The sequence below is a fragment of the Pseudoalteromonas sp. G4 genome (assembly GCF_028875915.1).
In the GTDB taxonomy this organism is placed as follows: domain Bacteria; phylum Pseudomonadota; class Gammaproteobacteria; order Enterobacterales; family Alteromonadaceae; genus Pseudoalteromonas.
In genome coordinates this window covers 13,038-35,027 of the sequence record NZ_JAPEHW010000040.1, presented here as the reverse complement: position 1 = coordinate 35,027, position 21,990 = coordinate 13,038, and the positions used below count along the sequence as shown (strand labels likewise).

At 40.6% G+C, this 21,990-nt stretch carries 19 protein-coding genes and 1 pseudogene; 8 read left to right on the top strand and 12 right to left on the bottom strand.

Annotated elements, in window-relative coordinates; all coding sequences use genetic code 11:
• Positions 1-61 precede the first annotated feature (61 nt).
• Together ON073_RS12595 and ON073_RS12590 are read left to right on the top strand one after the other, a co-directional pair.
• Positions 62-223: a hypothetical protein gene (locus tag ON073_RS12595; RefSeq protein ID WP_274762224.1), complete on the top strand. Its 162-nt coding sequence runs from the start codon at positions 62-64 to the stop codon at positions 221-223.
• Between the two features lie 90 nt (positions 224-313).
• Entirely contained in the window at positions 314-781 is a 468-nt protein-coding gene (locus ON073_RS12590) for a hypothetical protein (protein WP_274762223.1), read from the top strand.
• Here the strand turns inward: ON073_RS12590 and ON073_RS12585 are convergent.
• On the bottom strand, positions 750-3,398 hold the full coding sequence (locus ON073_RS12585) for a serine/threonine-protein kinase (RefSeq protein ID WP_274762222.1): 2,649 nt from the start codon (positions 3,396-3,398) through the stop codon (positions 750-752). The genes ON073_RS12590 and ON073_RS12585 overlap by 32 nt on opposite strands.
• A 97-nt stretch (positions 3,399-3,495) precedes the next feature.
• Here ON073_RS12585 and ON073_RS12580 point away from each other — a divergent pair, with 97 nt between their 5' ends.
• The 3 genes from ON073_RS12580 (at position 3,496) to ON073_RS12570 (ending at position 6,943) form a co-directional block, all read left to right on the top strand.
• On the top strand, positions 3,496-4,419 hold the full coding sequence (locus ON073_RS12580; RefSeq protein ID WP_274762221.1) for an FHA domain-containing protein: 924 nt from the start codon (positions 3,496-3,498) through the stop codon (positions 4,417-4,419).
• A gap of 1,070 nt (positions 4,420-5,489) precedes the next feature.
• Positions 5,490-6,212, top strand: a complete 723-nt coding sequence (locus ON073_RS12575) for an SDR family NAD(P)-dependent oxidoreductase (protein ID WP_105171982.1) — start codon at positions 5,490-5,492, stop codon at positions 6,210-6,212.
• 401 nt (positions 6,213-6,613) lie between these two features.
• Positions 6,614-6,943 (top strand): helix-turn-helix domain-containing protein, encoded by a 330-nt coding sequence (locus tag ON073_RS12570; protein WP_274762219.1) that lies wholly within the window; start codon positions 6,614-6,616, stop codon positions 6,941-6,943.
• A gap of 46 nt (positions 6,944-6,989) precedes the next feature.
• Here the strand turns inward: ON073_RS12570 and ON073_RS12565 are convergent, their stop codons facing one another.
• The 4 genes from ON073_RS12565 to ON073_RS12550 all read right to left on the bottom strand — a co-directional run bounded on the left by ON073_RS12565 (position 6,990) and on the right by ON073_RS12550 (position 13,260).
• Positions 6,990-7,667: a manganese efflux pump gene (locus tag ON073_RS12565; RefSeq protein WP_274762218.1), complete on the bottom strand. Its 678-nt coding sequence runs from the start codon at positions 7,665-7,667 to the stop codon at positions 6,990-6,992.
• The gene (locus ON073_RS12560) at positions 7,651-9,252 is read right to left on the bottom strand and encodes a hypothetical protein (RefSeq protein WP_274762226.1); all 1,602 of its coding nucleotides are present in this window, start codon (positions 9,250-9,252) and stop codon (positions 7,651-7,653) included. The genes ON073_RS12565 and ON073_RS12560 overlap by 17 nt, the downstream gene beginning before the upstream one ends.
• A gap of 218 nt (positions 9,253-9,470) precedes the next feature.
• Complete coding sequence (locus tag ON073_RS12555) at positions 9,471-11,288, bottom strand: alkaline phosphatase PhoX (protein WP_274762217.1); 1,818 nt, start codon at positions 11,286-11,288, stop codon at positions 9,471-9,473.
• Positions 11,289-11,490: 202 nt separating this feature from the next.
• Complete coding sequence (locus tag ON073_RS12550; RefSeq protein WP_274762216.1) at positions 11,491-13,260, bottom strand: endonuclease; 1,770 nt, start codon at positions 13,258-13,260, stop codon at positions 11,491-11,493.
• Positions 13,261-13,575: 315 nt separating this feature from the next.
• Between ON073_RS12550 and ON073_RS12545 the strand changes: the two genes are divergently transcribed.
• Entirely contained in the window at positions 13,576-13,755 is a 180-nt protein-coding gene (locus ON073_RS12545) for a hypothetical protein (RefSeq protein ID WP_274762215.1), read from the top strand.
• Positions 13,756-13,806: 51 nt separating this feature from the next.
• Complete coding sequence (locus ON073_RS12540) at positions 13,807-14,925, top strand: TRAP transporter substrate-binding protein (protein WP_274762214.1); 1,119 nt, start codon at positions 13,807-13,809, stop codon at positions 14,923-14,925.
• A 4-nt stretch (positions 14,926-14,929) separates the two neighbouring features.
• On the opposite strand, the gene ON073_RS12535 is transcribed toward ON073_RS12540, so the two are convergent.
• The 3 genes and pseudogenes from ON073_RS12535 to ON073_RS12525 all read right to left on the bottom strand — a co-directional run bounded on the left by ON073_RS12535 (position 14,930) and on the right by ON073_RS12525 (position 16,700).
• A complete protein-coding gene (locus ON073_RS12535; RefSeq protein ID WP_274762225.1) occupies positions 14,930-15,781 on the bottom strand; it encodes a putative bifunctional diguanylate cyclase/phosphodiesterase in 852 nt (283 codons plus the stop codon).
• Positions 15,755-15,988: pseudogene (locus tag ON073_RS12530) on the bottom strand (diguanylate cyclase domain-containing protein); the annotation flags it as partial. The gene ON073_RS12535 and the pseudogene ON073_RS12530, both read right to left, overlap by 27 nt.
• A 28-nt stretch (positions 15,989-16,016) precedes the next feature.
• The gene (locus tag ON073_RS12525) at positions 16,017-16,700 is read right to left on the bottom strand and encodes a GGDEF domain-containing protein (RefSeq protein ID WP_274762213.1); all 684 of its coding nucleotides are present in this window, start codon (positions 16,698-16,700) and stop codon (positions 16,017-16,019) included.
• Positions 16,701-16,985: 285 nt separating this feature from the next.
• Between ON073_RS12525 and ON073_RS12520 the strand changes: the two genes are divergently transcribed.
• Positions 16,986-19,109, top strand: a complete 2,124-nt coding sequence (locus ON073_RS12520; protein ID WP_274762212.1) for a TonB-dependent receptor — start codon at positions 16,986-16,988, stop codon at positions 19,107-19,109.
• Between the two features lie 17 nt (positions 19,110-19,126).
• Here ON073_RS12520 and ON073_RS12515 read toward each other — a convergent pair whose 3' ends face one another.
• The 4 genes from ON073_RS12515 to ON073_RS12500 form a co-directional block, all read right to left on the bottom strand.
• Positions 19,127-19,984, bottom strand: a complete 858-nt coding sequence (locus ON073_RS12515; RefSeq protein ID WP_274762211.1) for a carboxylate/amino acid/amine transporter — start codon at positions 19,982-19,984, stop codon at positions 19,127-19,129.
• 99 nt (positions 19,985-20,083) lie between these two features.
• Positions 20,084-21,085 (bottom strand): NADPH-dependent aldehyde reductase Ahr, encoded by a 1,002-nt coding sequence (gene ahr / locus ON073_RS12510; RefSeq protein WP_274762210.1) that lies wholly within the window; start codon positions 21,083-21,085, stop codon positions 20,084-20,086.
• Positions 21,086-21,165: 80 nt separating this feature from the next.
• Entirely contained in the window at positions 21,166-21,423 is a 258-nt protein-coding gene (locus ON073_RS12505) for a hypothetical protein (RefSeq protein WP_274762209.1), read from the bottom strand.
• Between the two features lie 82 nt (positions 21,424-21,505).
• Positions 21,506-21,865: a hypothetical protein gene (locus ON073_RS12500; protein ID WP_274762208.1), complete on the bottom strand. Its 360-nt coding sequence runs from the start codon at positions 21,863-21,865 to the stop codon at positions 21,506-21,508.
• Positions 21,866-21,990 lie beyond the last annotated feature (125 nt).

Sequence of the window (21,990 nt, the reverse complement as noted above, 5' to 3'; positions counted from 1 at the left end):
GCGCTGACAACATTGACGATATTGCCGTACGTTTAAGTTATCACGTACTTTAGGGAAGATTATGAACACTCAATATACTGCTTGTAACAATGTTATTCATGTGACGTTTGCAAAAAAGCAAACGCAGTATCAAGACATGCCAAAACAAGATGAAACACTCGCAGAGATGTTTAAACGACATAAGGTTGTGGTGCCTTCTGATCTGATTTTTAAATACAAATAAAGTAAATAAAGTCAGATAGTTGCCGATAATAAAAAACGTTTTATAAACGTAACTAATACTCTCCCAAAAATAAAAATAGGAATTCACAAAATGGATAATAATCCTACGGTTAAAATCATCGTTGACCTAGATGGTATTTTCGAAAAAATCAATGATAATACGGTTTATTGCAAGAACAATTATGCATTAGTTGGTGACAAATTTATTAGTTATGACGTAATAGAAGGTGATACCCCTTCAGTAGCTAAGATAACTTTAGACAACACAACAACTCCACCGACAATCAAACTAATTGGTGAAAGCCAAGAGTTTGATTTTGAAGTATATAAAAAGAGCACTAAACAGCCTGCTACCGATGTGTTTTTAGATTGGTTTCATGATTCTGCACTACAGCCACTAAAGTTAAATATTGAAAGTTATGTTATCAGCTATCAATCATTAGCAAGCAAAAGCCTTGATATTACTATGACACTTGTAGCAAAAAACCCCGTAAATCAGCAAGAATATACGATTGGGTGGGATCCAATTATTGAAGTGGACGATGTTGATCCTCAATAATTGACCTGAGCTCACGCTCATTCCAGTTTTTCCAAAGAGGAGATGTTATCGCCTCCTCTTTTGGGTAGCCTTTTGCAATTGCTAACTTTAGTTTAATAAGTGCGCGCTCTTTATCATCTAGTGCATCATAGGCTTGCGCGGCAAGATAAAACTCGGTTGCATTTTCCCGATGCGATAATGAATCTAGTATTTGTAACGCGGCTGCATTTTCACCGTTCCTCGCTTTATAATAAGCCCAAGCAAGTTTAGCACGGCTGTTTTGTTTATTAATTGAAAATACTTTTTCCGCTAAATCAGCAGCTTTTTTATAAGCATTTTTAGTTTCACCATGCTTAATTACCCAATAGGTATCAGCTAAATTCCCCCAACTTACATAAGCTGTATTATCAAGCTTAATCGCTTCTTTATAAGCCGCAATGGAGTCTTGATAGCGGCCTAACATAAAGTGAAATCCGCCAATATTAGAATAACCTTTTGCGGTTGGGTTTAAATTATTGCCCTCTTTTGCATAACTTAATGCCGATTGCAAATCGCCTTCACCATAGAAACTTGCCGAAAGACCAATATAGGCGCTGCTATTTTTTGGCGTTAAGGAAACTAATCGCTGATAGGTTGCAATCGCCTTATCGTATTGCGCAGTTCGGTAGTACAAGCGCCCTAACTGATTAAGTCCTTTCCAGTGGTTTGGTGTAATTTTTAGCGCTGCTAAATAGCTTTGCTCTGCTAATGCATTTTCTTTTAGTTGTTGATACGCTCTAGCCAATTCAAAATGAAGGTACTCATCATTTGGGTTTTCTATTACTAGAGCTTTTAGTAAATTACTTGCTTTTTCTGCATTACCACGCCTAAGCGCAAGCGAATGTGCCAAATAGCGAACTTGTGCGTGATTTGGCGCAAGTTCAGCAAGCTGCTTGATGGTTTGTTCATACAACAATAACCACTGCTCACTTTTAGTCTCGTGAAATTTATTCCTGTAGGCAAACGCTAGCCCCTCATACGGCTTTATGAATAAAGCATCTAATTCAATGGCTTGTTTAAAGTGGTCAATCGCAGTATCAATATAATTTTTCTGATCAGAGCGAAACGAATATCCAATCGCGGCTATGTAATGTTTGTAGGCACCATCAAACTCGGTACCCTTACTTGCCATCTCACTTTTTGACCAATTCAGCATGCTAATGGCTTTTTCAAACACCGCTTGGTTTGAGGCAAATAAGTCTTTTACATTTACCTTAAATTGCTTCTGCTTTAGTGCAACACCTGATGCACCGTCTATCAGCTCTAAATTGATTAAGCGCTGAGAGCCTAAGTGTTGAATACTGCCGGTTAATACTAAATCGGCACCATAACGAGTATGTACATCGTTAACGGTTAAATTTTTCAGTTTGGCTACTTCGGCGCTTGGAATAACCCAGCTATTGGTTTTTTCTCGACCGACTCTTCCAAGCTCGGTGCTTAACGTTACCGCCAAGCCTTGGCTAAACAGCTGTACTTGCGGGTCGTCATTGATGTTTTGTAATGGCAATACCGCGATACGTTTATTCTCGCTAATACGCTTTTCGAGTATCTGCTGATTGCTAGGCGGGAATAAAATAGGCTGTAAAAGTACTGCCATCACACCTAACAACATCGCTGAAAGACTTACTTTTTGCCATGGTGCGCGTCGCTGCCACCAGTTGGGCTTTTGCACTAAGGCGTCGTTTAAATCGGTAAATGCATCGATTAAATCTGAAAGTGGCGGTCTTTTTGAAGGCTCAACCACCAGCAAGTTTTGAATAAGGGTGATTATCGCTTCGGGTAATTGTGTGTGTTTATCAGCTAGATTTTTAGCTTCGCCTGTTGTGATTTGTGCTTTTATCACTTCAAGTGATTTTCCATCAAAGGCTTTTTCACCTGAGAATAACTCAAATAACACGGCGCCAAGGGCAAACAAATCACTTTGTTTGCTGGCGTTTTGCCCTAAATACAGTTCAGGCGCTAAGTAAGTTGGCGAACCGATTATTGCTGCCTGTGACTCACCACCGAGTACATGGGATAAACCAAAGTCGAGTACTTTAAGCTGGTTATGTATATCAAACATAATGTTATCTGGCTTGATATCACAGTGCAGAATGTCGTTTTTATGGGCGTATTCAATGGCATTGCACAGCTGCAGCGCAATATAGGCTTTTTCTTTTAATGGTATCTCTGTGGCGATTTTTGCTTTTAGGCTATCGCCGTCAACCCACTCCATCACGATGGCAAGCTGTTCATCATTTTGAATAATTTCATGAATGGTAACAATATTGGGGTGGCTTAATTTACTGGCAAGTTTGGCTTCTTGCACTAAATCACTTTGGTTATCCGTGTTCGGTACAAGTTTAAGCGCAACAATGCGATCTAACAGGGGATCTTTAGCTTTTAAAATGGTGGCAAAGCCACCTGAAACCGTGCTTAAAACCTCAAAGTCACTGAGGTTACGCTGAGTAACAATAGCTGCTTCTTTTACTTCATCACAGCCTGGTGTAATAACTTGTGTTATTTCTAAATCGGCGTCAATGCTAGAGTCGTTACAGTGGGTGCATATTGCACTTTCTGCATCTAAGGCATTGCCACAGTGATGGCACAATTTACTCATAATACGAAGCTTTTGTTATTGGTCATTGTAATTAAGCAGAATTACATCACATAATAACGGCAAAAGATTTCAATACAAGCGTTGATATGAGGGTGAAATGGGTACATTTATAAATTCGGTTACAGAGCAAACAATTCAGCTACGCGACCATCATATTGTGGGCCGTCACCCAGAAACAGCACACACCTTAATTAGAGAAACTGCGGTTTCACGTAGCCACTGTTTAATTGAATGGCAACAAGGTAATTGGTTTTTACAAGACATCAGTGCCAACGGTACTTACATTAATGGCAAACGCGTTGCTAAAAACATCAAACACGACTTAAAAATAAATGATGTTGTGCAGTTTGGCGATAGCGAAAGCGTAAAATGGCAAGTTTCGAGTTTAGAGCAGCCATGTCCATTTTTAAAAAGCACCAATGAAAGTGTGAGTGACTTTGCCCTCAACCACCACGTAAACATGCTTAATTGCGATGACCAAGAACAAATGATCAGCCAAACGCTCTCTGGCCAATGGTTACTTGAGCAAGAAGGTAATGTTAAAGCCATTCATAACGGCGATTTAGTGCGTTACCAAGGCAATCAATATATTTTAATTGCGCCAAGCGACATTGACGCGACACAAGAGTGCGAACAGACCGCCGAACACACCGTAGATGTGAACTTTACAGTAAGCCAAAACGAAGAGCACGTTGGTGTGCTTTTAAATATTGACGGTCAATCAATTGATTTAGAAGACAGAACGCACCACTACTTGGTGTTATTACTGGCGCGTAAATACGTGGAAGACAAACAAAACAACGTACCCGACAGCGAAGCGGGTTGGCTTGATAAAAGCCTGTTAATGCGCCAAACACGTATGGAAGAAACCCATATCAACACGCAGTTTTATCGTTTTAGAAAGCAGCTGCATACTGCGGCGAAAAAACTAAATTTAGACGTTGATATTATTGCTAGACGCCGCGGCGAAATTCGCTTGCAGTGCAACACGATTAATATTGCACAAAGCAAAGTAGCTTAAAACCGTTTAACGTGCCCTCGCACTGCTCAATGTGAGCAAGCGCAACTAATGAATCGCCCCTTGGTTGCGCTTTTTTGTGTCTGAAATTTGACTATTAAACCGATTAAACAAAACACTTTAAAAATAAATTCCAATTGTTAAAGTGTCATACGACAAACCGAAAGAATAGTCATTACACAGTAGAGTTTAAACGGAAGTCTGTTGCAACGCTGGTTATCATGTGATCAGAAATAAATTACGCAAACAAGGCTTTAACGTAATACTTGTAGCATTCGGAAGTTGATGGCATCCCCACCATGAATTAATCACGAACTGTCATAGCTAAGCCAAGAGTAAGGTAACGAAAACTGAAGTCATCTTCAGAACAGTTTTGCCTTCTGTGTGCTTCTTGCTTTTGTCACGGCTGTTTGTACTCGATATATACTTACTTTAACTTTTCTTAATAATTCCAATTTTTTAGTATCTATATTAATTTGATTTAGGTTTAAAATTAAACACAAGGCGTATTTATCTGTAAGTTTGCCGTCGATATAACAAATTAATAAACATTAAATTAAATTAAAAATTGCCTAAAGCTATAATAAAGGTACAATTGCGGGAATCTAATAGTTCATATTAATAAGGAAAGTTAATGACTATATTAGTAAAAGGCACTGCAGGGTATATAGGATCACATACAGCTCTGCAATTATTGAAACAAAATTATTCAGGTATGTTGCTAAACAGCTTGAGTAATCCAAGTCAAAAATTTCTCAACAAACCCTCGTAGATTTAGTTATTTCATAAAGAGACAAAAACTCATTGAATTATCAGTGAGCTTAGCCCTTTATGTTTAAAATTTGCAAATTCATTATTGGAGTCGTACTGATCAAAATATTGAATCTTATACTTATCATCAATGCTTGTCTGTTATGGCCAAAAACGTGGACTTTTTGGTTCTGCAACACAAGAAACGCGTAGCTTTATGTTTTGGCAAGTAGCGAACCACCTAGTGCAATTTTACAACAGATATTAAATCAAAAAATAATCACTTAGTTAAAGTCACTAACTGAGCTAATTGGAGTATAGAAATGGATATTTCAGGTAAAGTAATATTTATTACAGGTGGTACAGGCGGCATAGGTTGGGCCTTGACCAAAGCATTAAGTAACAAAGGCGCAAAAAAAGTTTATGTCACCTATTTAAACGATAGAGATTTAGATTTTGAACCATTAACTTCTCCCACTTTGATTGAACCTATAAAATTAGATGTCACTCAACCAGAATATGTGGAAGAGGCAATTTTACGGTGTTCAGATGCGGATATAGTAGTTAATAATGCAGGTGTAGAATTTGCAAAGTCATTTTCAGATGCAGATACACTTAAAGCAGCAGAGTTTGAGATGCGAGTAAATTATCACGGTACTCATTATGTATCACATTATTTCCTACCTCATCTTAAGGAAAAGTCAGAGGCATTACTAATCAATGTGTTATCAATAGGTGGTTTCGTTTTAGTTAATAAATTAGGTACTTATTGCGCATCAAAAGCTGCAGCTCATTTTTTAACAAAAGGTCTACGATTAGACTGTAAAGATTCAAATGTGACTGTTATGGGTGTTTACCCTGGTTATGTGGACACTGCGATGACACAAAACTTAGATGTCGAAAAAGTCACACCAGAGTCAATCGCCAATTCAGTGATTCAAGGCATTGAAAGTAATTCAGAAGTCGTATTCCCCGACCCTATGTCTGAAAGCTTAAAAGATAAAGTTGTATGGGATAATGCAATTTTTGAAACCTTAACAGATTAAAAAACAACTGATAAATCAAATGCTCACATAATTGACTTAGTATGTATAAGTGCAATGACACACAGACATTCGTTGCCTTCATACTTTTCACTAATGTCACCGTGAGCATTTAAAAATATAAATAACCGCTTTGATTTTATAAACTCCAATACAGATGCAAAACTTATAAAGCATTTTACGAAATACTAAATCCTAAACCCTTACTCGTATTTATAAAGTCAGCTCCAAAGTTAATGGTGTAAGACAACATTTTCGCTATCGGGCTGTCTGTTCCACTAAAAATTCCGTCGGGAATACGTTTTTTTTCAGCTGACTGTTGCCACTTTTTTGAGGTGCGACAAAAGTATCTCTACCTATTTTCGACAGTGACCTGTTACTTGCAGCGAAAATTAGTCAATTAATTGAAAACGAATCCTTATTTACACACTAATCTCAAGGTCGCAGATGTAGCTCGTCACTTAGATGTGCCTGAATACCGTGTTAGCCGTGCGTTAAAAACGCACATTAGCGATAAAAATTTCAATCAGTACATAAATGGGCTGCGTATTGCGCACGCCAAAGAGTTATTGGCCGATACGACTAAACAAGATTGGTCGGTATTAGTGGTTAGCCTTGAAAGCGGGTTTGCTTCTGTAGGGCCATTTAGCCGCGCGTTTAAAAGCGAAACAGGTATTACTCCCAACCAATTTCGTCAAATGCATGTGAGTGAGGCGTTAGTTAACGCAAGTTAACAAGCACGATTGTTGCTGCGGGTGTTGCTAATAAATCAAAAAGCAATTACGATAAGACAGTTGAAAATAACGGCCGTTGTTTTACCAATACAATGCGAATAATAATCGCGCTTAACGCAAAGATTTGCCAGTCGGGTACATCCAACGCAAAGGTATAGCGCATCAATGCCAGCAAACCAAAATAACCAATTGCCGCGTATTGCAGCCACAGCCAAACAAATGGCGTATTGTTTTGCCTGCACGCTAAGCGCTTGCCAACTTTAAGCCCAGCAAGGGTAAATAGATACACCACAGCGCCCACCACAAGAAATGATGTCCAGACAAACACGGTTTGCCACTCAACCACTTGCGCCGACTTTGCAGGCCCCGACCAAAGCGCATCCCAACTTACCGCAACAATCAACGACCACGAAATGGTCGCGACTAGCGGATCGGTTTCATCATCGGCAAATATCTCGTGATATAAATACACTGCAATAAAGCCAATTGCGACAACACCCAACAACGGCGTTAGCCAAGGCAGCCATTTGATGCCGTAAAAACTCAGTAAATAGCCACACATAGGTAAAAGTGTGTGTGAGCCAACCACGCCGGTGATCCATTTCGTGCGTGTTTTACGGCACGTAAGCTTGGTACTATAAAGCGCTGTTACTAGGGCTACATCCATGCCAATTGCTGCGCCCATCAGTAAACAGGCAATAAGGTATTCAGCGGCGAACTGCATTGTCTTCACCCATTAACCATGCAAGTCTAATATCCCATTTATGGTGATGCTCAGGCGCAAGTGGCGCTTGCTTGTCATCAACCTGTTCGAGTACATTTTTGGCTTTGCTGATATTGGCATCGCGACCAAATAAGAAGCTTTGCTCTTGCACTATGGTTTTATAGGCTTTGTTGAGTTTAAGCGCGCGTTCTTTTGACGGCATAATCAGTTCATAAATGCTGCTAAGGTTAGTAACTTTATCGCGTTTTACTGCGCCATCACTGTCGAACCAACGCAGTAACATTTCTTGATTTTGCCTAAACTCATCACCGCCGCCAACGCGTTGTAGGTACGTTAAAAACTCCCCTTGCGATTCGCCTAGCGTAGGAACATCTTTTTGCGCTTTTAAGTCGATATAACGCCAACCGAGTTTGCCTTCCACTTTACGTGGAAACGAAAAGGTTTGGTCAATAGTCGTGCCAACGGTTTTGTGACAGCCATTGCAAAACATCAGCTCTTGATAGTGCTGCGGACGAAGTTTGCCTTGCTGGTCTTCAATGTAACCATTAATAGTCCAACTAAAGCCGTTATCAATACCGCGCTCACCGACTGAAATGGTCTTAGGTAATTGTTCAAACTCTTTTTCTTTTGCCTCAAGCGTATACGCACCGCGCAGTTTATTAGCTGATTTAAAGCCATGCTTTTTCATATAACGCACTTCTTTCATGCGCGGAGCATTATAAATCTCACCTTTTTCATCAACCCCTAAATAACGCACCGTGTGTAAAAATTCAGTACCTTTTGGGTACAGCATGGCATGCAGAGGCGTTTTATTTGCATCCCCAACATAAAAGGCTTGTTTTGTGATTTCAGTCACCGTTGACAAGGTGCCGTCATTATTAAGATCGTGCTTAATAATGCGCTCATTGATTTCTGGTGTTGAAATCATGGTTAAATCTTTGATGGTCATTTCAACCAAACTTAAGTTGGCAAAATACACGTCTAAATTAAACTCGCCGTTTAATTCTCGAAAAGCCTTAGGTAAGCGGATCATCGCATCACCTGTAGAGCCATTGGTTGGCCAAAAGGTACTTGGAAATGGCTTGTAGTTAAATGCAACCCAGTGGCTGTTATCTTTTGCCACACCTAATTCGTTAAATGCGTTTGCTGGTGTGGCTAAATTTTCAATCACCATGGCGCTTGCTTGCCGTGCAGTTTGATGTGCTTTAGCAAACTCAGTGTAATTATCTTGATTCACATAGGCCATAATCGCTTCATCACTTATGCCTTTAATCAGCGCTGAGCGGTCAAGAAATAAGTTTTTCCAACTGTTATTCATGCCTTCATCTGAAAACTGATAATCGCCCTGTAGGTCACCATCATTCATAATGTTAGGACGTTTTTCGCTGTGCTTATAAGTTTGATGACAGGCATAACATGGGTTATTTTTGCCTTCGGTTTTGGTGTAGCACTGTGGTGGGATCACCGCTTCAGGGTTATACACTTCATTATGTTTAATGTAATCAAGCGCGCTTGGCTGCTTTGCAAAAACACAAAAACTCGCAAACGTTATAAACGCAGCAAGTACAAGGCTTAGGTATTTCATACTCATTCTTCCAACTAAATGAGAAGTGCTTATACCAATTCTGTTTAGTAAGTTATCAGGGATAGCGCTTAATAAATGAAATGCTAACAAGTCAGAATTTTTCTTATGCAGTTGTTCTACATCGATAAATTCTAACGCCGTTAGCATGATATTTAGTCCGCTAGGATGATCAGCTACTTAAGTGAATTGGTATTTCACACTTCTCGTAAAACAATTGCTTATTTTTTCACTGGCTCATACAGCCAAAGCGTATTGTTTTCTTGGAAACCGTCTTCACCAATGATGATACGGCCGTCGTCCATAACGATTACGTTATCTGGCTGTGAAAGTTGGTCAACATCACAACGCGCGGCACCTGATAAGCTACTGCGATAAGTTGAGCCCATAACAAGTGGTTCGATACGGCTAATGTTATAACCCGCTTCAAGTTTTGCGCGGTAAACACCACCACAATCTTTAACACGGCTCGAAAGCTGAATATCACCTTCGTTATCAATTAGCGTGTTGTCTAAATCTGCAATCGCAAGGTAAACATACGCTTCAGTGATGTCTTCGCCGTCAATGGTATTCACACCTTCAACAGCTTCTTGCGCGCGTTTAGTATTAATCGAAATACCTTCAAGTTTGCGCCATTCAGCAGTAGCCCCTTTTAAACGTGCAGCCTGACGAGACTCAAGGAATACAACACGGTCATCCATTGGCTCACCTGCTGTTACCTTACCGCCGCCATTAGCTACCGTTGGGTAAGTTGCATCGCCATTTGCCCATGCTTCAACGTCTGCCATTGTCATATAGCTTGTTTCACCTTCAACAAATTGGTCTGTACCAATACCGTCAAAGTCTGCAATCCAAGCTTCAATCATAGCATTATCGCCATGACCTAATTCTACCCACGACACATCAAAGCCCGTTGTTGCTGGGTCGTTTTGACCTACGTCTTGAGTAAGTTTTGCGCCATAAAGCGTACCTGAACTTAAATCTTCAGGAGTATCGGCAACAAATTTAAATAACACACCACCTGTATCATCTTGTGATAGGTAAACTGTTTTACCATCTGGCATTACCGTCGCATTTTCATGCTCATAACGGCCAAGCGCATAATGCTTAACCACTGTTGGCTCTTTAGATGTTGGGTTTTGCACTTCAGCAATATAACCATAGCGGTATGGGTTTGGTGCATCTGGCGCAGTCAGCTGCCACATGTAACCAATGATATCGGTGTTCATTACTGCTGGGTTATTCCAATCAGGGTGCGTTGTCGTATCGACTTTCGAATTTACAATCCACTCTTCCGATGTCAGTGGCGTATTCCAAGGCGTTACAGAGCCAAAACAGTTTGCTGCTGTGCCGTGCACACCATCAAAATCAAGCATCATGGCATCAGTTACTTTCCAACTGCCATAAGTATCTTTTTCGATAGCCATACGGCTCATACCACCTGGGTACATTTCCCAGTTAGTGAATAGGTAACCTTTACCTGCACCCGTTTGAATAAAGCCGTTAAAGTCAGGCATATCGTTTTCAAGAATAAGCTCATCACCTACCATTGAATAAATATGGCCAAGCCCTTTTGGTAATTTACCTTCATAAGTATCACCAGTTTGACCTAGCACTTGGTACTGGCCGTAAGCACTCATTACAGTTTGACGCTCTGCATCGCTCACTGGTACTGGTGAATCAACTAATGTTTCAGGTAAATTATTAAAGTTAACCCCGGCAAGTACACCAACCGTACCTGTGTGGAAAGTTTTACCTGCTGAATTTGCTACTGTGTTACTGTCTGCTGGGTGCTGTGCATTAAAGAATAAATCACCTTCTTCTGATAAAAATATACCCGTCACTTCTGCGCCCGTTGGAACGGTTGCAAGGCGCGTAAGCTTACCCGCTGAACCATCAACACCATTTGTACCATCTACGCCATTTTGACCTGTTGCACCCGTTGGGCCTTGTGCACCATCATCGCCATCTGAACAGGCAGTCAGTGCAATTAAAACTGATAGCGCAAGCGCGCTCATTTTTATTTTTTTATGTTCCATGTTGTTTTCCATAAGTGACGGTAAATTAAAATCTCAACTATGTTGTCGTTTAATTTGATTACGTATTCGATTCAGCACTAACTGTGCTTTTAATATGGGAACTTAAATGAACTATAAAACGTGACGCTTAAATAACACTGGTTTGAAGTAAGTTTAAAGTTGAGATAACAAAAGCGCCAAACTAGGTTGGCGCTTTTTAAAATTAATTAAAGGTAATTGACCATTTATTCAATGTGCCAGTGTCTTTTCGGTAGTTATCCGCTACGCGCAATTGCCACTGTCCTTTGGCAAGCGATGATACATTCACATTATATTGTGCTTTCACATCATTCGCTGAGTCAGAACCATTTTTACTCTTAAGCGTATGTTGGCTGCCATCAGGTGCAACTAACACTAAGCTAATATCACCGCGATAGGTATGTGTAATATCAACTTCAATTGTAATGGAATTGGCAGTACCTGAGCGGTTTACATCAATTAATGACTTTACCGATGCCTTATCAGGAATTGCCGTTGATGTTGTATTGGTAAATACAGATTGCTCTGGTTCGGTTGGTGTTGTACTACCACCTTCGAATGTTTGGCCTGCGTTTACTTGGTTTGATGTTGCTTGAGCCATAGCCCAGCTAAAGTCGCTATAAGCTTTACCTGTGCCTTTAAGTTGTAATGATGTTCCAACAGCAGTATTTGTGCTTTGTGCAATGCCAATGTCGGTTGATGTTAACCCTTTTGCAGGGCCATCAGTTGCAGTTAGCTTGCCTTCATAACTTAAAAATTGCACCACTTCACTTTTAGCATTAACCAGCGCAATGCCATCTGCTGCACCATTTTGTAATCCTGCAAAGGCAAAGAACTTAGTGCCAAACCCTGCTTGTTGGTTAGCAAGCACGCCAGAAAGGTTAAAGGTTTTGTATGCTGTACCACCATTGCCATTATATGCAACAAGTAAGTAGCCGCTAAGATCAATGCCTTCTGTGCCTGCAATTTCAACACCTTCGTTTACGTCAGTGCCGTCATTGTCATAATGAAGTTCATTGATCCAAGGCGAACTCTTACTTGGCGTTGTTGGTGTGCCGCCATCGGTGCCACCACCTGTACAATCGCTTTCAAATACACATGCAACAAACTCAGGGTGATCAATAAATGGGTTACGGTTACCTTGGTATTGGAAGATCGCATCATTACGGCGCATTTCAAAGCTATCGACCGGATCGTCTTTATGCCATGCAAGTAACGTTGATTTTAGACCCATATAGGCGATTGCTTCATTACCACCGGTTTTTGCCCCTTCAATTAAGTTACGGTCATCAGTCAAAATAAGGTCAGGTTCAAGTACACCGGTGACAGAGTGACTGCCACCTTCGTAGCGAACGGCTAAATACATTAGCGCACGGGCAACGTCACCACGACGTGCAGGCCATGTTTGCCAGCTACCAGTAGCACCCGAACCCAGTGTTAAATTAATATCGTCTGAACCACCGCCACGGTTATTGTTTAATTCGGTCGCTTTTACAATACACGCGGCATCGCTACACGCTGCATAAGGTTTGTTACTGCGGCTTGAGTTATAGCTGCCGTCGGCAATAAATAAGTGGTGTAAATCTGTGTACGGATAGTTGTTACTACCATCGGTTGGAAAACCGTATGACTTTGGCCAACTGTGCTCGCGGTTATAAAAGTTATTACCGCCGCCCGCTTTTGTGTAACTGGCATTTTTGTAAACATCAATCACATTGCCCGTGTTATCTGGGTCTTGATCGGCAACTTCCAATACATCCCACGTATCAGTACTGCTGGAAGTATAAGGAATTTTTGTATGCCCTTTGATGATGTGATGTAAGCTTTGTTTTAGATTATCTGCTGTAGAGCTATCTGCAGTTGAATAATAATTTTCTGGCGCTGCAGCCAGTGTTTGTGTTGCGTAACATGCAATAAAGATTGATGCTACTAATTTTAAGCGTGAGAGATTCATGGTTATCCATTTGTTTTTTATAGAAAATTCAAATCAATACCATCCTTTGTAAACTGCTTCCTGTGCAATATTTGAAATTATTGCCGCGCTACTCTAAAGTAATTTCTTTACATTTTCCTTACATTTAGAATTTTTACTCTATAAAAATACTGTATCAAGGCGCTGTAGAACTTGGTTTATAAGGGTTTTGTAGTTTCGATAACAAATGTAAACAAGAGGTAAATTTAGTTGTTTATTATTTCTGCAATTTGTGTCATTAATTTGTCATGGAAAAGCAGTAAACCTGACATTAGAAATGACTATGTGAGTTAATTTATGATTGAGAATAAACGATATTTAATTGAGTTTGCTGTACAAGAAGGCGACATCGTTTCGCGCTATGTGGCCGGTGATAACTTGTCGCTGGAAAGCGTCACCAAATGGGCAAAAAAGCTTGAGCAAGATGAAGATTGTATTTCATCTTTTACCATCACCGAAGAATCCACACCTACCTAGCTTTTCAGCACGACTTATTGAAAGCACAATGATGTTGGCTAAACTTAGAGTATGCCGCTATCTCGTCGTAATTTCATCCACTCTACCACCGCACTTTTAGCAAGTACGTTAGTTCCTTCATCGTTTTTATCTTATGCCCTAAGTGCTGAGAAACTAAAAGCGCAGGATATAACTGCAAAGCAAAATGCTGATCATATCCTAACCTTTGCATCCCCCTATAAAACCGAAGAATCCGAGTATATTCCCCACATGCATCAGGTGTTTAAACACAACATCGAAACTATGTCTGAGGGCAAAATTTATGTTGATATCAAAGATGGCGGGCAAATTGGCAGCGGCACAGATTTAATGGCCGCTGTCACTAGAGGGCGCGTTGATGCCGCTCTTATTTCAGTATCTAACTTATCTCGAGCCTTGCCGGTGTTAGATGTGCTAAACATACCGTTTTGGGCAAACAGCAATCAAGCTTTTTTAAATTTAATAAGTTCCACCTATTGGCAGCAGCAAGTTGTTAACAAAATTAAAGTACAAGGGGTTGTTGAGGTTTTATTTCACTATATTACGGGTGGGCGCACACTAAGCACCACCAAACACACCAATAAAGTGATTAAAACACCCAATGATTTAAGGGGCTTAGTGCTGCGTGTACCTGCAAGCAAGGTACTTAAACAATTTTACAGTATGACCGACGCCCATGTGATTGAAATTAATTGGGCTAAAGTCGCCAGTATGGCGCGTTCTGGGCATATTGATGTAATAGATCCTGGGGTGATAGGGCTTTATGCTGGGCCTGATAACCTACGCGATACCATATCAACTATTAGCCATTTTAACACTGTGCCCGATGCGTGGGTGAATGTCGTAAACCAAAAATGGCTATCGCAATTACCCTTAGCACTTCGCTTAATAGTAAGAGAAGCCAGCCATCAAACCTTTCTAAACCAAATAAGTCAATTAGCAAGCATTGAAGATAACTGTAACACGGCATTTAAAAATGCGGGGTGCACTTTATTTACACCAGACCAAACAACACTTGCACTATGGCAAGACCAATTTGGTCAACATCGTCATGAGTGGCGAGACGTGAAAAAAGAGTTGATGGGTTCGGTGAAAGCGTTTGATTATTTAGTTGAAGCCAGTAATAGCCCGAGTCCATATCAGTTAAGTTAGAATACTAGCTAACATGCCTTATTTGTTGCGCTAATAGTTTTTCAAATTCCTCTACTGGCAAAGGTTTAGAGTAAAAATAGCCTTGATACATAAAACAACCTTCGCTATTCAATATCGCCAGCTGCTCTTTATCCTCAACGCCTTCGGCAATGGTTTTCATATTTAAATTTGCGGCAAGTTGAATAATGGTTTTTACCACCATATGAGCTTTTTCACAGGTGGCGCAGTTATCAACAAAACTCTTATCAATTTTAAGTATATCGATGGGTAACTGGCTTAATTGGCTTAGCGATGAATAAGCAGTACCAAAATCATCCAGCGATAACGTAAAGCCTGCTTGTTTAAGGCGCTTCAGTACCTCTATATTGTCTTGCATATTATCCATTAAAGCGCTTTCAGTTTGTTCAATTTCAATATAACTTGGGTTACATCCTGCCTTTTTCAGTGTAATAATTGTTTGCTCGATAAAGTCATCTTGTGCAAGTTGAATTGCCGATACATTAACCGCGACATTGTTAAAGCTTGCATACTCACACCATTTTACCGCCATTTTACTGGCCTCGCGGATAACCCAATTACCAATGCTAATAATTTGACCAGTTTGTTCTGCAATCGGAATAAACTCGGCGGGGCTAATAAAACCAAGCACAGGATGCTGCCAGCGAATAAGTGCCTCTGCTGACATAATCACGCCATCTTTTGAACACACTTTCGGCTGATAATGCAAACTTAATTGTTGATTTTGAATGGCATTTTTAAGGTCAGATTCAAGCGTAAAGCGTCTAAAGGCATTACTGCTTAAAGTATGTTCGTAGAAATAAAACGTATTTTTACCAAGCGATTTTGACTTATACATCGCCAAATCCGTAAACGAGCATAAGGTTTCTGAGTCATTGGCATCTAATGGTAAAATGGCAATACCAATGCTGGCGGTGAGCGAATATTTTTTCTCTTTAAATACGTAACGCGATTTACTTTGCGCAATAATTTGTTTTGCCAGTGACGTTGCATAGGGCTTTACATCTTCTTTAGGAAAACAAATAAAGGCAAACTCGTCACCGCCCGTTCTAAATACACCAAAATCATCACTTTCAAGCGTAGCGTCTTAACGCCGAGTCACCCACTACATGACCATAGCGGTCATTCACTTGTTTAAAACCGTCTAAATCAACAATAAGCAGTGCAAATTGCTTTTTTTCATCGCGCTTACACGTCGCAACACAACGCTCTAATGTTTCTAAAAAGCACTTACGATTAGCAAGACCAGTTAAATAATCGGTATAACTTTCTTTGCGAAACGTTTCCATTTGCTTGCGTGATTTTTGCTGGAAATACGTCATTATGCTGGCAAAGCTTGTAATAATCACAAGCTCTGCACCGTCTTCGATAATATCTGCTAAAAGTGCTTCATCGAGTGAAGGAATGTAAGCACTTAATAGCAACACAGACGCTAAAATTGGGTAGAGCGAGCCCGGAAATGCCAAGATATAAAGTAAAGGGATAAATAGGTAAATCTCTTCTATCACCTCAATATCAAGGGGAAAGTTACAGCCTACAAACAAGACACAAAATAATGAGAATACCGCAGAGGATTTTTTGAAGAGTTGATTTTTTACAAGGTAAGAAGCAGCAGAAAAAAGCGCAAAAAAGCCATAGCCAACCTTGGCCAGCATGGGCTGTTCAAACCCCATTAACACATAATTTGTGATAAACCACAGCGTAAAAAACACCACAGCTAAAATGGGTGAAAGCGATTTTAATCTTCTAAACTTCAATCCTGATCTCACACTAAAACAATACCTAAGTACTAATAAAAAAGTAAAACCTATACTTTTTCGCTATTTTATTGGAAATGAATTCAAAAATACACACGTGTTTTGATCTCTAATTAATAAGATGCCATCTACTGCTTAAAAAGCAAACACTACATAGAATGCCTGCTACTAAAATCTTAATCTAATAAATTGAAATAAATCATTCATAAACAGCAAAAAACACTATTGCAATTAACAATCAATATCATTACGATCCGCATCAAATTATTTAAACATGGAAAGATAATGATTAAAACGTCCCTTAGCTTAACCGCCCTTTTTGTTTCAACCGCAGTTTTTGCCGATAGCCCAGCCCAAGAGCAACAATTAAAAGACATGGAACGCATCATAGTTACTGGTAGCCGCGTAGAAGAACGCATTGATGAAGTTACCGCATCGGTTGTAATTGTTGACCAACAAGCACTACTTCGAAATATGGAAGTCACCAACGAGTTGCAAAGCATTTTAGCCATTCAAGTGCCGGGTATGGGGCCAAACACAGGCACAAACAGTAGTTCAGGCCAAAACTTACGTGGTCGTAGTGCCTTAGTGCTGATTGATGGCTTGCCACAATCAACGCCACTGCGTAATGGTCGTTTAGCTATTCGCTCGTTAGATCCAAGTGTGATTGAGCGCGTAGAGGTCATTAAAGGTGCAACTTCTATTTATGGTAACGGCGCCGCAGGCGGTATTATTAACTACATTACCAAAAATGCTGACAGCAAAAACGGCTTTAACGGTAAACTAAACCTTGCAACTAATTTTTCAGCCACTGATTTTGACGACAGCCTTGGCAAACGGGCAGATGTTACGCTTGATGGTCGCAGCGACAAATTTAGCTTTGTTGCCAATGTAGCCTATGAAGATAACGGCATTATTAAAGACGCCGATGGCGATGCCCTTGGTTTGCTGTATGGTATGTCTGGCTTTGAATCTAAAAACGCCTTCACCAAATTAGCCTACGATTTAACTGATCAAAGTGCCCTGTCACTGACTTATAACTACTTTGAAGGCCAACAAGAAACCGATTACATCAGTATTGATAACAACGTTAATCTGGGTGAAAAGAGTTATGCCATTAAAAACACAACTGGCGAAAAAGCACCGGGCGATCCGCAAGGCCCACGCGGTAACCACAACCTAAAACTGCAATACGAGCATGCCGATATCTTTACCGATACTCTATTCACGGGTGACGTGTATTGGCAAAAACTTGAAAACGTATTTTTCTACAGCACTAAATTCCGCGACCCTGCCCTTGACCTTGCCGGCGGTCAATCGATGATCGAGTCAGAAAAAACCGGTGTTCGCGCTAACTTTAATACCACTTTCGATTTTGACAGCACCGCAGCAAGTTTCACTTATGGCGTTGATTTACTCAATGACACAACCGCACAATCATTGGTGGATGGCCGCGCTTGGACGCCCAAAATGGATATGGACAACGCCGCGCTCTACCTACAGTCTAAGTTTGTAATTAATGACGATTGGGTTGTTAAAGCAGGCCTGCGCCATGAAGAGATTGATGTTGCCGTTGAAGATTTTAAAACCCTAATGGTATGTCGTAAAACTTGTAGCGATGTAATTGATGTGGAAGGTGGCAATATTGAATATAGCGCCACAACCTACAATGTTGGCCTGCGCTACAACGCCATTGACGCATTTATGCCATTTGTTAGTTACTCAGAAGGCTTTGATGTAACCGACTTAGGCCGCACACTGCGCACCGCTGATGCGCCAAGTGTTAAAAAAATTGATACCGATGCATCAATTATTAAAAACTACGAAGTTGGTTTTGACGGCTATTACGGTATTTTCAATTACCAATTTGCAACCTTTATTAGCCAATCAGATATTGGTACAAGCCTAGTTGAAGACCCTGCAACTGGTAAATACGAAAGCGTGCGCTCGCCTCAAGAAATTTACGGTTTTGAAGCCGCACTGGAAGCGCAAGCAACAGACAATATTAAACTGGGTGTAAATTACAGCTGGCTAGAAGGTAAAAACACCGACTCCCACGAATACCTAAACGGCAGCACCATTAACCCACCAAAGCTTGCAGGTTATGCTGATATTACCTTAAGTGATGATTGGCATATGTCTGTTACCTTTATGCACGTAGGCAGCCGTGACCGCTTTGAAAAAGTAAACGATGTTTACACCGGTACAAATGGCCCGGTCAGCAGCTATCAGGTGGTTAACTTAAGCTCGTCATATCAAATCAACCAAGCGTTAAAGGTGTATGGCGGTATTGAAAACCTGCTAAACCAAGACTATTACCCTGCTCGTTCACAAACATATACAGGCAAGGGTTACAACGTGAAAGGCAAAGGCGCAACTGTAAACCTAGGTATTAACTACTTATTTTAAAATGTAAAAAGGTGCTGTTACAGCACCTTTTTTCTTTTCGCTAAAAACTGGTTTAGCCAAAGGGCAAATACAATAATCGCACCGCCAAGGCCTAAGCGAACTAAATCAGCATCGCGGTTCCAAATCACCACATTAACAATAATGCCAGCAGGAATTAGCAGGTTGTTCATTACTGCAAGTGCGCCAACATTCACCTCTACCGCGCCTTTATTCCACGCAAAGTAACCAAGGCCAGATGCAATTAAGCCTAAATAAGTAAGCACGCCCCATTGCGTAGCAGTTGTAGGTAATTTGTCGGGGTTGCCAAATAACACATAGCAACTTACAGCGACTACTAACGCGCCAATAAAAAACCAACCAAACACGGTTTTATGTTCAAGTGTTTGCTCGCTCATTAAGCGTTTATAAAACACTTGGCCGCTGGCAAAACACAGGTTTGCCCCTTGCACCAACAATAATCCCAGTAAAAAGTCGCCATCAATACCTTCGTAGCGAATAGCAATGGCGCCAAAAATCGCAATTACCGCCACCAGCAAAAACTGTGCATTAAAGCGTTTTTCCAGTAAGTCATTCAATAAGGTAATGTAAAGCGGGGTCATTACCGTAAACAGCAATACCTCTGGCACGCTTAAATACAAAAAGCTGTGATAGTAAAAACTGTACATTACCCCTAATTGAATGGCACCAATGCCCATCAGCTTTAAAGCGATGTCTTTTGGCGTACTAAGTAGTTTTAAAAAGGGTAAAAACACACAGGTTGCAAGGGCTACGCGCATTAGCACACTAAACCAAGCATCTACTTGGCCTGCTAAATACACACCAATTAGGCTAAACGAAAATGCCCACAATAAAGTGACCGAGATAAGGTAATTCATGAAAATTAAAGGTGATTTTAAAAAAAACAGTTTAGCGAATTATGGCAGTAAATGGTATGCAGAAGAGCCGCTCTTCTGCATACGGGGTTTTAAAGTGGCTTAATCTTTTTCAAGCACAATACGGTAACGTGCTTTACCCGATTTTAAATGATCAAGCGCAGCGTTTATTTCACTCATTTTAAAGGTTTCGATTTGCGGTTTAATGTTGTGCTGCACTGCAAATTCAAGCATTTGTGCAATGGTTGATGGGCTACCCACAGGCGAGCCCGACACTTGCTTTTGCCCACCAATTAAACCAAATGCGCCTAAATCAAGCGGCTCTAGCGTTGCACCCACAAAGTGTAAACGCCCTTTTGGTTTAAGGGTTGATAAATACAAATTCCAATCAAGTTTTACGTTAACCGTTGAAATAATAAAGTCAAAACTATTAGCAGCTGCTTCAATAGCGCTGTTATCTCGCGAGTTAAGCGTACGGTGCGCACCCAGTTGTTTGGCTTCTTCAGATTTAGATTCAGACGATGTAAATGCCGTTACCTCGCAGCCCCACGCATTTAAAAATTGCAGTGCTAAATGGCCTAAACCGCCAATACCAATCACCGCTACTTTGTCGGTTGGTTTAACATCAAACTGCACAAGTGGGTTAAATACCGTAATACCACCGCAAAAGAGTGGGCCTGCCGCCTGTGCATCCATACCATCTGGCAGCGCTACTACTGCTTTTTCATTGGCGCGTACTTTATCGGCAAAACCACCATGGCTTAAAATAGTCGGCGTTGCTTGTTGGCATAAGTTTTCATCGCCCGAATTACACGAATAACAGGTTTGGCAATAATCCGAATGCCAACCAAGGCCAACTAGTTGGCCTTCGCTTACACTTTTTACATGACTGCCTACTTTGCTAATACGCCCGACCACCTCGTGCCCTGCAACTAACGGATACTGTGAAAAGCCCCATTCGTTATCAATCATTGAAATATCAGAGTGGCAAATACCACAATATTCCACATCAATTTCAACATCGTGAGCACCTAACTCGCCCACTTCAATTTGGTACTGTTCAAGCGCGCCACCGGGCTCTTTTGCTGCGTATGCTGTTATCATATTGGTTTCCCTTTTTTTATCATGTGTTATTCGTGTACTGCTTAAGTAGTTAGAACGATCACTCTAAACTAAAACGCGCGTTAAAAATCACAGTCCAGTAATTTCATTGGTTTGTCGGCAGCAAGCACGCAGCCCCGTGCCTCGTCGGTTGCCGCTTTACATTGTTTTAGCATTTCTGAACTGCTTGGTGCTTTGTCGCCTAAAACGCGTTTAGCATGTGCGACTACTGCCTTACACTCGCTTACTGGCACAGGGTCAGCCTTGGAGCAGCCTGTTAATAAAAAAGTAAAGCCCGCACAAATAAGCATTAAAGGTAAATAAGAAGATAGTTTGCTCATAACATTTCCAACTGAATAAGTGTTCACTCAGTATAGTCATGATTTAATGTGTGGCGCTGAAATCTTTAAAGTAAGTCACCGATTAATCGATTTCGCATAGCACACGGTTATCTTGTGTAATTACAATTTTAAGCCGTTTATTTAGCTCATTGTTTGTTACATAGCCGCAGCTACCTTGATGGGTAATTGCGTGAGCGGTCATTATTTTATACAAATAGCTGCCATCGCGCGGTTGCGATAAAGAATAATAAAGCGTATTACTCGCGCCGCTTTTAATCTCACCAAAATCTAAACGGCTTGATGGTAACTCAATATTGGCATGGGTTATGTCGCCGCCAGAGTTATTTACAATTGTGATAGCTGGCGATACATAAAACCACAGCCAATAAAGCCCACACAAAAACGTAACTATCAACAACACAATTTTAAATAGGCGATTCATTGGGTTCCTTTTGCTATGCAGCCCGCGTTTATTCTGTCAAACCAAGAGTTTTACAAGGCGCACTCAATGGAGACTTTATACGTTATGTAAAACGTATATGAAAGTTCGATTTGCACACCCAGCTA

Coding starts and splice junctions, on each gene's coding strand:
- ahr (WP_274762210.1), bottom strand. CDS start 21,085: ATGATAACAGCATACGCAGCAAAAGAGCCCGGTGGCGCGCTTGAACAG.
- ON073_RS12560 (WP_274762226.1), bottom strand. CDS start 9,252: ATGAAATACCTAAGCCTTGTACTTGCTGCGTTTATAACGTTTGCGAGT.
- ON073_RS12545 (WP_274762215.1), top strand. CDS start 13,576: ATGATTGAGAATAAACGATATTTAATTGAGTTTGCTGTACAAGAAGGC.
- ON073_RS12520 (WP_274762212.1), top strand. CDS start 16,986: ATGATTAAAACGTCCCTTAGCTTAACCGCCCTTTTTGTTTCAACCGCA.
- ON073_RS12535 (WP_274762225.1), bottom strand. CDS start 15,781: ATGTATAAGTCAAAATCGCTTGGTAAAAATACGTTTTATTTCTACGAA.
- ON073_RS12580 (WP_274762221.1), top strand. CDS start 3,496: ATGGGTACATTTATAAATTCGGTTACAGAGCAAACAATTCAGCTACGC.
- ON073_RS12505 (WP_274762209.1), bottom strand. CDS start 21,423: ATGAGCAAACTATCTTCTTATTTACCTTTAATGCTTATTTGTGCGGGC.
- ON073_RS12575 (WP_105171982.1), top strand. CDS start 5,490: ATGGATATTTCAGGTAAAGTAATATTTATTACAGGTGGTACAGGCGGC.
- ON073_RS12585 (WP_274762222.1), bottom strand. CDS start 3,398: ATGAGTAAATTGTGCCATCACTGTGGCAATGCCTTAGATGCAGAAAGT.
- ON073_RS12590 (WP_274762223.1), top strand. CDS start 314: ATGGATAATAATCCTACGGTTAAAATCATCGTTGACCTAGATGGTATT.
- ON073_RS12550 (WP_274762216.1), bottom strand. CDS start 13,260: ATGAATCTCTCACGCTTAAAATTAGTAGCATCAATCTTTATTGCATGT.
- ON073_RS12555 (WP_274762217.1), bottom strand. CDS start 11,288: ATGGAACATAAAAAAATAAAAATGAGCGCGCTTGCGCTATCAGTTTTA.
- ON073_RS12515 (WP_274762211.1), bottom strand. CDS start 19,984: ATGAATTACCTTATCTCGGTCACTTTATTGTGGGCATTTTCGTTTAGC.
- ON073_RS12595 (WP_274762224.1), top strand. CDS start 62: ATGAACACTCAATATACTGCTTGTAACAATGTTATTCATGTGACGTTT.
- ON073_RS12540 (WP_274762214.1), top strand. CDS start 13,807: ATGCCGCTATCTCGTCGTAATTTCATCCACTCTACCACCGCACTTTTA.
- ON073_RS12565 (WP_274762218.1), bottom strand. CDS start 7,667: ATGCAGTTCGCCGCTGAATACCTTATTGCCTGTTTACTGATGGGCGCA.
- ON073_RS12500 (WP_274762208.1), bottom strand. CDS start 21,865: ATGAATCGCCTATTTAAAATTGTGTTGTTGATAGTTACGTTTTTGTGT.